Source organism: Tissierella sp., from assembly GCF_052089545.1.
Lineage (GTDB): Bacteria > Bacillota > Clostridia > Tissierellales > Tissierellaceae > Tissierella_A.
The window spans coordinates 1-9,506 of the sequence record NZ_JBQDAA010000079.1 but is presented as its reverse complement, the minus strand read 5'-3'; the positions used below and the strand labels follow the sequence as shown (position 1 = coordinate 9,506).

Genomic DNA, 9,506 nt, shown 5'->3' with positions numbered 1-9,506 from the left:
TTCTTGTGGATAACACAGATATTTTTAAAAATCACATTCTGCAACTATCTATAATGCTTTGATTATATAGTATTCAATTAGTTACAAAACTGTTCTAAAACTTTTATTTTAAAAGCTTATATTGAAGTATTGAAGTTTGCTATAAATAATGATAAAGTAATCTTATATTGATTTTTTTAAAGAGAGGAAGAATAATATTTATGGGTGGATACAATGAATAGGTTTTTAGGAGAGATTATATATTATTTTGCAAAATTTATAGAGATATTATTTGATATATTTATAGCTATAACAGAAGTTATAGTAGGGCTTGTAAAAGGATTAGCTCAAGGATTTTTAGCATTGATAAGTGCTGGAGGATGTTTATTGATACTTTTACTTATGAGTCCTTTTGGAATTTTTATACTTTTTCACCCAATATTTATTTTAACCGTTTTACTTACAATACTTATAATAGTAGGTGGAACAAAACTTATATCATATTTAAAATATAGAAAATATATGATAACGGAGTTTTTATTTGACTCTGCAGCTTATTATAGGGAAGGCAAAGAAAAAACATTTAGCTCCTTTAATGAATATGGTGACAAGTATAAAGATATGGAAGCAGAAAGACGAAGAAAAGAATGGAGAAAACAGCAAGAAGAACAACAAAGAGAATGGGAAGAAAGATTTAGACAGTGGAATGAATATCAAAGACGTGGTGGAGGTTTCAATCAGGGAGGATATAGCACTGGTGGATTTGGGGGACAAACATATCAAAATCCGAGTATAGAGTTTAAGCAGAAGTATGAAAACAGCATAAATTTATTGGGACTTACTACTGATGCTGATATATATGAAATAAAACTTGCCTATAGGAAAAAAGCTAAGGAATATCATCCAGATATAAATAAAGCTGAAAATGCAACCGAAATGTTTCAAAAGATAAACGATGCATATGAATTTTTAAATGAAGCTAATATTGAAAGATATAAAACTTTAAATTAATAAAAAATATAGTTAAGCTAGCTTAACTATATTTTTTTATGTTAATTATTATCAATGTTTCTTAACTAGCTTTTAAAAAGGTATTATAAAATTTCTACCATATGTAAATACTCTTTCTTGAGAGATAAAAAATATCTTAAGGAGATGAGAAATATGGGAAATAGGAAGAAAAAAAAGAAATTTGAATTTCCTTCGGCTTTTACGGTTCTTTTTATAGTACTTATACTTGTAGTAGTTTTAACCTATATAGTTCCGGCTGGAGCTTATGAAAGACTGTCATATGTTGAAGATGGTACATTTATAGTTGAAGACCAAAGTGGTGAGCAAAGTGTGATGCCGGCAAGTCAAGAAACTTTAGATGATATGAATGTAATAATGGATTTAGAAAAATTTGAAGATGGTAGTATTAACAAGCCTGTAGCTATACCTGGAACCTATGAATCTATAGAACAACAACCACAGGGAATATTAGATTTTATAATGGCACCAGTTGATGGTGTTCTAGATACAGTAGATATAATGGTATTTGTCCTTATACTTGGTGGTATAATAGGACTTATAAATAAAACAGGGACATTTGATGCTGGTATATCAGCACTATCGAAGAAGACACAAGGAAAACAATTTTTACTGGTAATTGTAGTTGCAACCCTTACAGCAATAGGAGGTAGTACATTTGGATTAGCAGAAGAGACCATAGCACTCTATCCAATATTATTACCTATATTTTTATCTGCTGGTTATGATGCTATAATAGGGATAGCAGCAATATATTTAGGCGCTGCAATAGGTGCCATGTTTTCTACAGTTAATCCCTTTTCTATAGTTATAGCTTCAGATGCTGCAGGTATTTCATTTAAAGAGGGACTTACCTTTAGGATTATAGGACTTGTATTGGCAACTGCCATAGTTCTTATATATATTTACCGTTACGCTAGGAAAGTTAAAAAAGATCCAAAAAATTCTATTATTTATGAAGCTAAAGATAGAATTGATAATAAGTTTTTAGAAGGCTATGATCCAGATAATGTAGTAAAATTTAATTGGCAGAGAGTTCTTATGTTAGTAGTATTTTTAGGAGCATTTCCAATCATGGTTTGGGGAGTAGCCTCTCAAGATTGGTGGTTTGGGGAAATGGCAGGATTATTTCTAGCCGTAGCTTTGATAATAATATTCTTATCGGGTCTTGGAGAAAAAGAAGCTGTAGCTACCTTTTTAAATGGTGCAGCTGATCTTATAGGAGTAGTTTTAATAATTGGAGTAGCAAGAGGAATAAATATTATAATGGATAATGGTATGATTTCAGATACACTTTTATTTTATGCTTCAGGGATAATAGAAAATATGAATAAAGGTATATTTGCAGTTGTTCAGATGATTTTATTTAGTATATTAGGATTTTTTATTCCTTCAAGTTCAGGTCTTGCTACTTTATCAATGCCTATAATGGCACCACTTGCTGACACTGTAAATGTTTCAAGAGCTATAGTTGTTACTGCATATAATTGGGGACATGGACTTATGCAGTTTATTACTCCAACAGGACTAATTCTTGCAACTCTTGAAATGGTAGATGTAACTTATGATAAATGGTTAAAGTTTGTGCTGCCACTTATGGGTATAATAGCAGTGTTCGCAGCCATAATGCTAGGTATTAATACACTTTTATTTTAGATAAATAAAGGTAAAGAGGGGGATATAAATGGAAAGTATAGTAGATAGATTTAAAAGATATATAGCCATAGATACAAGATCAGATGAAAGTAGTGACACTGTTCCAACAAGTAAAAAACAGTTAGAATTGGCAAAATTATTAAAGAAAGAATTAGATAAGTTTGAACTTAATGATGTAAAAATGGATGGCAATGGATATGTATATGCTAGTTTAAAATCTAATATAGATAAAAAAGTTCCAACTATAGGTTTTATCGCTCATATGGATACTAGTCCTGATGCGCCAGGAAAATGTGTAAATCCACAAATGTTCACTTATAAAGGTGGAGATATAAGGCTAAATGATGAGTATAGTATAAGAGAAAAAGACTTTCCTTTTATAAAGGAGTTAGTAGGAAAAGAACTTATAACGACAGATGGAACCACTTTGCTTGGAGCAGATGATAAAGCTGGTATTGCAGCCATTATGAATGCAGTACAATATCTTGTAAATAACGAAGATATAAAACATGGGGATATAAAGATAGGATTTACTCCTGATGAGGAAGTTGGAAAGGGAGCAGATTTATTTGATGTAGAAGGCTTTGGTGCAGATTTTGCATATACAATAGACGGAGGACCTTTAGGAGAACTTCAATATGAAAACTTTAATGCAGCAAGTGTAGATATAGATATTCAAGGTAGAAATGTACATCCTGGTAGTGCAAAAAATATAATGGTGAATTCATTAAGGATTGCTAGTGAAATCGAAAATATGCTCCCATCAGATCAAAAACCAGAGTATACAAAAGACTATGAAGGTTTCTTTTTATTGATGGAAATAATTGGGGTTGTAGATAAGACGAATATGAAATATATAATAAGAGATCACTCTATGGAAAGGTTTGAGATAAAAAAGGATCTTATAAGGTCAGTAGTAGGGTTTTTAAATAAAAAATATGGTCATATTATAGAGCTAAATATAAAGGATAGCTATTATAATATGAAAGAAAAGATAGAGCCTCATATAGACATAGTAGAGTTAGCTAAAAGATCTATGGAAGACTTAGGCATAAAACCTATTATAGAACCTATAAGAGGTGGCACTGATGGAGCAAGACTTTCCTATATGGGACTTCCTACACCAAATATATTTACAGGTGGATATAACTTTCATGGAAGATTTGAATTTATTCCAACTGAATCTATGGATCTTGCATCCAAAACAATTTTAAAGATTATAGAAAATAATAATAAATAATAAAGAGAAGGAGATTTAAATGGATAAACTAAAAGGATTAAAGCCAGAAAGAGTTTTTTATTATTTTGAAGAGATAAGTAAGATTCCCAGATGTTCCTACGAGGAGAGAAAGATAAGCGATTATCTAAAATCAATAGGAGAAAAACTAAATCTTGAAACTATTCAAGATGAAAATATGAATATAATCATAAGAAAACCTGCATCTAAAGGTTATGAAGATTCAGATAGTGTTATTATTCAAGGGCATATGGATATTGTATGTGAAAAAGAGGAAACTAGCAGACACAACTTTCAAAAAGATCCTATTGATTTAATAGTAGAAGGTGACTTTATAAAGGCAAATAAAACTACTTTAGGGGCAGATAATGGAATAGCTGTAGCTATGGGTCTTTCTATTTTAGAAGATACTTCACTAGAACATCCTCCACTTGAATTTTTAGTAACTACAGCAGAAGAAATAGGAATGGATGGCGCACTTGGTCTGTCAGATAAAGTCCTTAAAGGTAAAAGACTTTTCAATGTAGATTCAGAAGAAGAGGGAATTTTAACTGTAGGTTCTGCTGGTGGTGAACTTATAGATGTCAGGCTTCCTGTTCAATATGAAGAAAAGAAAGATTTAAAAGAGTTTTCTATCGAGGTAAAAGGTTTATTTGGTGGACATTCTGGCATGGAAATAGATAAAGGAAGGTTAAATGCTCATAAAACTTTAGCTGAAGTTTTAAATAAGTTAAAGGATGAAGTAGACTATTATTTAATTTCTTTAAGAGGTGGAAGTAAAGATAATGCAATACCTAGAAATAGTTTAGCTGAAATTGCTGTTAAAAAAGATGAGATTAAAGGCTTTAGTGAAGAGCTAGATAAGATTAAAAATGACATAATAAAGGACAATAAAGAAAAAGAAAAGGATATAAATATAATTATAGAAGAGAAAGGAGAAGTTTCTAGGGTTTTAAATAAGGATACATTAAAGAATATACTGGAACTTTTAGAAACTATACCTACGGGAATATACACAAAATTGAAAGAAGATAAATCTGTGGTTGAAAGTTCAAGTAATCTTGCTATAGTAAATTTAGATAAGGAAAAGTTTGTGATTCAAACGTCTACTAGAAGTTCAAATCCAGATATCTTATTAAAACTTAGAAAAGAAATAATAGATACAGCTAAAAAACATAAGGCACAATACAATATAAGTAATGAATATCCAGAGTGGGAATTCAGAGAAGTATCAGGGCTTCGAGATACTGCAGTTAAAGTGTATAAAAGGTTAACAGGTAAAGAAATGGAAACAACAGTCATTCATGCAGGACTTGAATCTGGTGTATTTGCTAAAAAATATCCAGATATTGATATAATATCTTTTGGACCAAATATGTACGATGTTCATACGCCAGAAGAAAAGCTAAGCATCTCATCTACTCAAAGAACTTTTGAATACCTAAAAGAACTATTAAAAGCTTTAAAATAATTTAAAAGAAGACCATAGAATTTGATATAACACCTCCAAAGTAGACAGTCTAATTAATTTAAAATAGGCTATCTACTTGGAGGTGTTTTTTTATCTCTAAATACTTTTAACATTCTAAGTAGTATATTATTAGCGTAAAAGTTCATTAAAGGTTAATTAAAATCTATAACTATGATACAATATTTAGATATAGAAAAGGAATAAGGTGATAGAAGATGAGTAAATATATTGAGTTTAAAGATGTTAAAAAGATATATAAAATGGGAGAAGTTGAAATAAACGCCCTTAATGGAGCAGATTTTACTATAGACGAAGGAGAGTTTGTAATAATAGCGGGTGCAAGTGGTGCTGGAAAGACTACTATTTTAAATATACTTGGAGGAATGGACAAGACTACTTCTGGTAATATAACTGTGGATGGAAATAGAATTGATAAACTAAATAATAAACAGCTTATTACTTATAGAAGACATGATATAGGTTTTGTATTTCAGTTTTATAATTTAATACAGAACTTAACAGCTATTGAAAATGTAGAACTTGCAACTCAAATATGTAAGGATCCTTTAAACATAGAAGAGGTAATTGAATCGGTAGGTCTTACATCTAGAAAGGACAACTTCCCATCTCAACTTTCAGGGGGAGAGCAGCAAAGAGTTGCCATAGCTAGGGCACTTGCTAAAAATCCTAAACTATTACTTTGTGATGAGCCTACTGGCGCTCTTGACTATAATACTGGTAAAGCTATATTAAAACTTTTACAAGATACAGGAAGAAAAATGGGTAAGACAGTTGTAGTTATCACCCAAAATCTTTCAATAACTCCAATGGGTGATAAATTGATTAAAGTTAGAAATGGGAAGATAGAAAATCAAGAAATAAATAAAAATCCTACTCCAGTAGAAAGGATTGAGTGGTAGTGAGAAAGAAATCGCTTATAAAAGATATATTTAGAGATATAAAGGGATCCTTTGGAAGGTTTATATCAATAGTTGCTATTATAGCACTAGGAGTAGCATTTTTCTCTGGACTTAAAATGGCTCCTGAGGATATGAAACTAACAGCAGATAAATATTTTGATGATTATAATTTTATGGATCTAAGAGTTGTATCAAACTTAGGTCTTACTGAAGATGATGTAGACGCAATATCAAAACTCGATGGGATAAAAAGAGCACAAGGTTCCTATACAATGGATGCAATTGCAGAAGATGGAGAAAAAGAAATAGCTCTTAGAGTTCATGATTTTAAAGATAAAGATCAAGTAAACGCTGCAAAGCTGATAGAAGGAAGATTTCCAGAAAAGTTAGATGAGTGTGTAATAGAAGTTGAAAATCAGAACTCTTTAGAAGCTAAAATAGGTTCAAAGATAAAACTTTCATCGGGGAAAAAAGAAGATTTAAAAGAAGATTTAAAAAACACTGAATTTACTGTAGTAGGTTTCATACAAAGTCCAAACTATCTTTCTTTTGAAAAAGGAAATACAGATATAGGAAATGGGCAGTTAAGAGATTTTATAATGATACCCCAAAAGAACTTTAAAATAGATGTATTTACAGATATATTAGTAAATATAGACAGTGTAGCTGAGTTAAACTCCTATAAGGATGAATACTTTGATAGAGTAAAACCGGTTGAAGATAAAGTAAAAGATATATCTAAAGAAAGACAAGAGATAAGGTATAAAGAAATCTATGATGAAGCAAAAGAAGAATTAGATGAAGGTAGAAAAGAATATGAAGAAGAAAAAGAAAAAGCTGAAAAAGAATTAGATAAGGCTTTAAAAGAGCTAGAAGATGGAAGAAAAGAAATAGAAAATGCAGAAGCAGAATTAAGAAGAAATGAAAATAAATTTTATTCAGCTATAGAAGATGGTAAATCTCAGATAAATAGTGCCCAAAAGAAGATTAATGATGGACAAGCAGAATATCAGAAAGGTCTTAAAGAACTTAACAAACAAAAAGAAGTGGCAGATAAAGAGTTTAAAAAGGCTGAAGAAGAATTAGACAAAGCTGAAAAAGGTATTTCTACTTTGGAATCAAATATAAAAGATATAGAATTGGCACTTCAAAACCCACAGCTTCTAGAAGAAGAAAAGCTTCAATTAGAAGAGCAAGAAAAAGAATTAAAAAATACTCTCTCTAGTAGTAAAGCTGAATATAAAGCAGGCAAGGAAGAACTGCAAAAAAATAAAGAAGAATTAAGGATTGCTGAACAAAAGCTAGCTGCATCTAAAGCTGAATTAGATAGATCAAAAAATGTACTTGAACAAGAAAAAAGGAATTTAGCAAATGAGGAGCAAAAAGGTAAAAAAGAGTTACAAGATGCAAGAGCAGATCTTAATCAAGCAAAAGAAGAGCTAGAAGAAGGCGAAAAAGAGTATGAAGAAGAAAAAGAAAAAGCAGAAAAAGAACTAGATGAAGCTTTAAAAGAGATTGAAAAAGGTGAAGAAGATTTAAAGGACCTTGAAAAAGCTGAATGGAATATATTGAATAGAAAAAAACATTTTTCATATGTGGATTATGGACAGTCAGCAGATAGAATAGATGCACTTGCAAAGGTATTTCCACTATTCTTTGCTCTTGTAGCAGCATTGGTATCATTAACTACAATGACTAGGATGGTTGATGAACAAAGAATAACCATAGGTACTCTAAAAGCCTTAGGTTACCGTAAAAAAGATATAGCATCTAAATATATAATTTATGCATTTACAGCAACGGTAATAGGATCTATATTAGGTATTACGATTGGGTATACACTTTTTCCGATAATTATATTTAATGCATATGCACTTATGTATGCACTACCTCCAGTTATATTAAATTTTAACTTTAAATTAGCATCACTTATATCAATTGCTTCTATAGCTTTAACAACAATAACTGCTTATTTAGCATCAAGCAATGAATTAAAAGAAAACCCAGCATCTCTTATGAGACCAAAGGCGCCAAAGCTTGGTAAAACTATTTTACTGGAAAAAATACCGGTAATATGGAATAGATTTAATTTTAGCTATAAGGTAACAATTAGAAACTTATTTAGATATAAGAGAAGGTTTTTTATGACAGTATTTGGAATAGCAGGATGTACAGCTTTAATAGTTGCAGGATTTGGTATAAAAGATTCTATACAAACAGTTGTAGATAAACAGTATGGTCAAATATTTGCATATGATACTGAAATAAACTTAGATTCAGAGGGGTTAAAATCTTTAGATAAAGAAAATAGGATAGAAGACTATAAATTAGTTCTTTCAGAAGGTGGTAAAGTATCTTTTAACAATGAAGAAAAAGACATAAATATAATTGTGCCAAGAGATACGGAAGGATTTAATAACTTTATTCAATTGCAAAATAGACAAAATAATAAAGAGATAAAACTTAAAAATGGAGTAGTCATAACAGAAGGAATGAGTAGAACCTTAGATATAAAAAAAGGAGATACTATAGAACTAATAAATAGTGACGATAAGAAAAAAGAGGTAAAAATTGAAGGAATAACAGAAAACTATACCTTTAACTATATATATATTACAGCAGAAAATTATAGGAAGATCTTTAATCAATCATTAGAATACAATCAGGCATTAGGAAGACTTGATAATGATTTTAAAGAGTCGGAAGAAGAAATAGCAAAGACTCTTATAAATAATGATGGAATAAACAATGTTAGTTTTATATCAACCGAAAGGGATAACTTAGAGGACACAATAAGTAGCTTAAACTATGTAGTTTTAGTTATGATAGTTTTTGCAGGAGCACTAGCTTTTGTAGTTCTTTATAATCTTACAAACATAAATATAAGTGAAAGAATAAGAGAAATTGCAACGATAAAAGTATTAGGTTTTTATAATAGTGAAGTATCAGCCTATATTTATAGGGAAAATATTATATTGACTATAATAGGTACTATTACGGGATTGATTATCGGTATATTCTTGCACAAGTTTATAATAGTTACTGTGGAGATGGAAAGTTTAATGCTCGGATTAAAACTTCATAGAAATAGTTTTATATACGCAAGTGTATTGACAGTAGTTTTTGCAGTAATAGTAAATATTGTAATGCACTATAAATTAAGAGCTGTAGAGATGGTAGAATCATTAAAATCAGTAGATTAAAAAACTAGGAC

The 9,506-nt window shown here is 30.2% G+C and carries 6 protein-coding genes; all 6 read left to right on the top strand.

Going from position 1 to position 9,506, the window contains the following annotated elements; translation table 11 throughout:
• Positions 1 to 213: 213 nt before the first annotated feature.
• The 6 genes from ACTHW2_RS07185 to ACTHW2_RS07160 all read left to right on the top strand — a co-directional run bounded on the left by ACTHW2_RS07185 (position 214) and on the right by ACTHW2_RS07160 (position 9,495).
• Positions 214 to 990 carry a J domain-containing protein gene (locus ACTHW2_RS07185; protein WP_442263280.1) on the top strand — a complete coding sequence of 259 codons (777 nt, stop codon included), beginning with the start codon at positions 214 to 216 and terminating at the stop codon, positions 988 to 990.
• Positions 991 to 1,143: 153 nt separating this feature from the next.
• Positions 1,144 to 2,664 (top strand): YfcC family protein, encoded by a 1,521-nt coding sequence (locus tag ACTHW2_RS07180; protein ID WP_442263279.1) that lies wholly within the window; start codon positions 1,144 to 1,146, stop codon positions 2,662 to 2,664.
• A gap of 28 nt (positions 2,665 to 2,692) precedes the next feature.
• Positions 2,693 to 3,904, top strand: a complete 1,212-nt coding sequence (gene pepT, locus ACTHW2_RS07175; protein WP_442263278.1) for a peptidase T — start codon at positions 2,693 to 2,695, stop codon at positions 3,902 to 3,904.
• Positions 3,905 to 3,923: 19 nt separating this feature from the next.
• Entirely contained in the window at positions 3,924 to 5,372 is a 1,449-nt protein-coding gene (locus ACTHW2_RS07170) for an aminoacyl-histidine dipeptidase (RefSeq protein ID WP_442263277.1), read from the top strand.
• A 215-nt stretch (positions 5,373 to 5,587) separates the two neighbouring features.
• The gene (locus ACTHW2_RS07165) at positions 5,588 to 6,292 is read left to right on the top strand and encodes an ABC transporter ATP-binding protein (protein WP_442263276.1); all 705 of its coding nucleotides are present in this window, start codon (positions 5,588 to 5,590) and stop codon (positions 6,290 to 6,292) included.
• Complete coding sequence (locus tag ACTHW2_RS07160) at positions 6,292 to 9,495, top strand: FtsX-like permease family protein (RefSeq protein WP_442263275.1); 3,204 nt, start codon at positions 6,292 to 6,294, stop codon at positions 9,493 to 9,495. The genes ACTHW2_RS07165 and ACTHW2_RS07160 overlap by 1 nt, the downstream gene beginning before the upstream one ends.
• Positions 9,496 to 9,506: the final 11 nt, after the last annotated feature.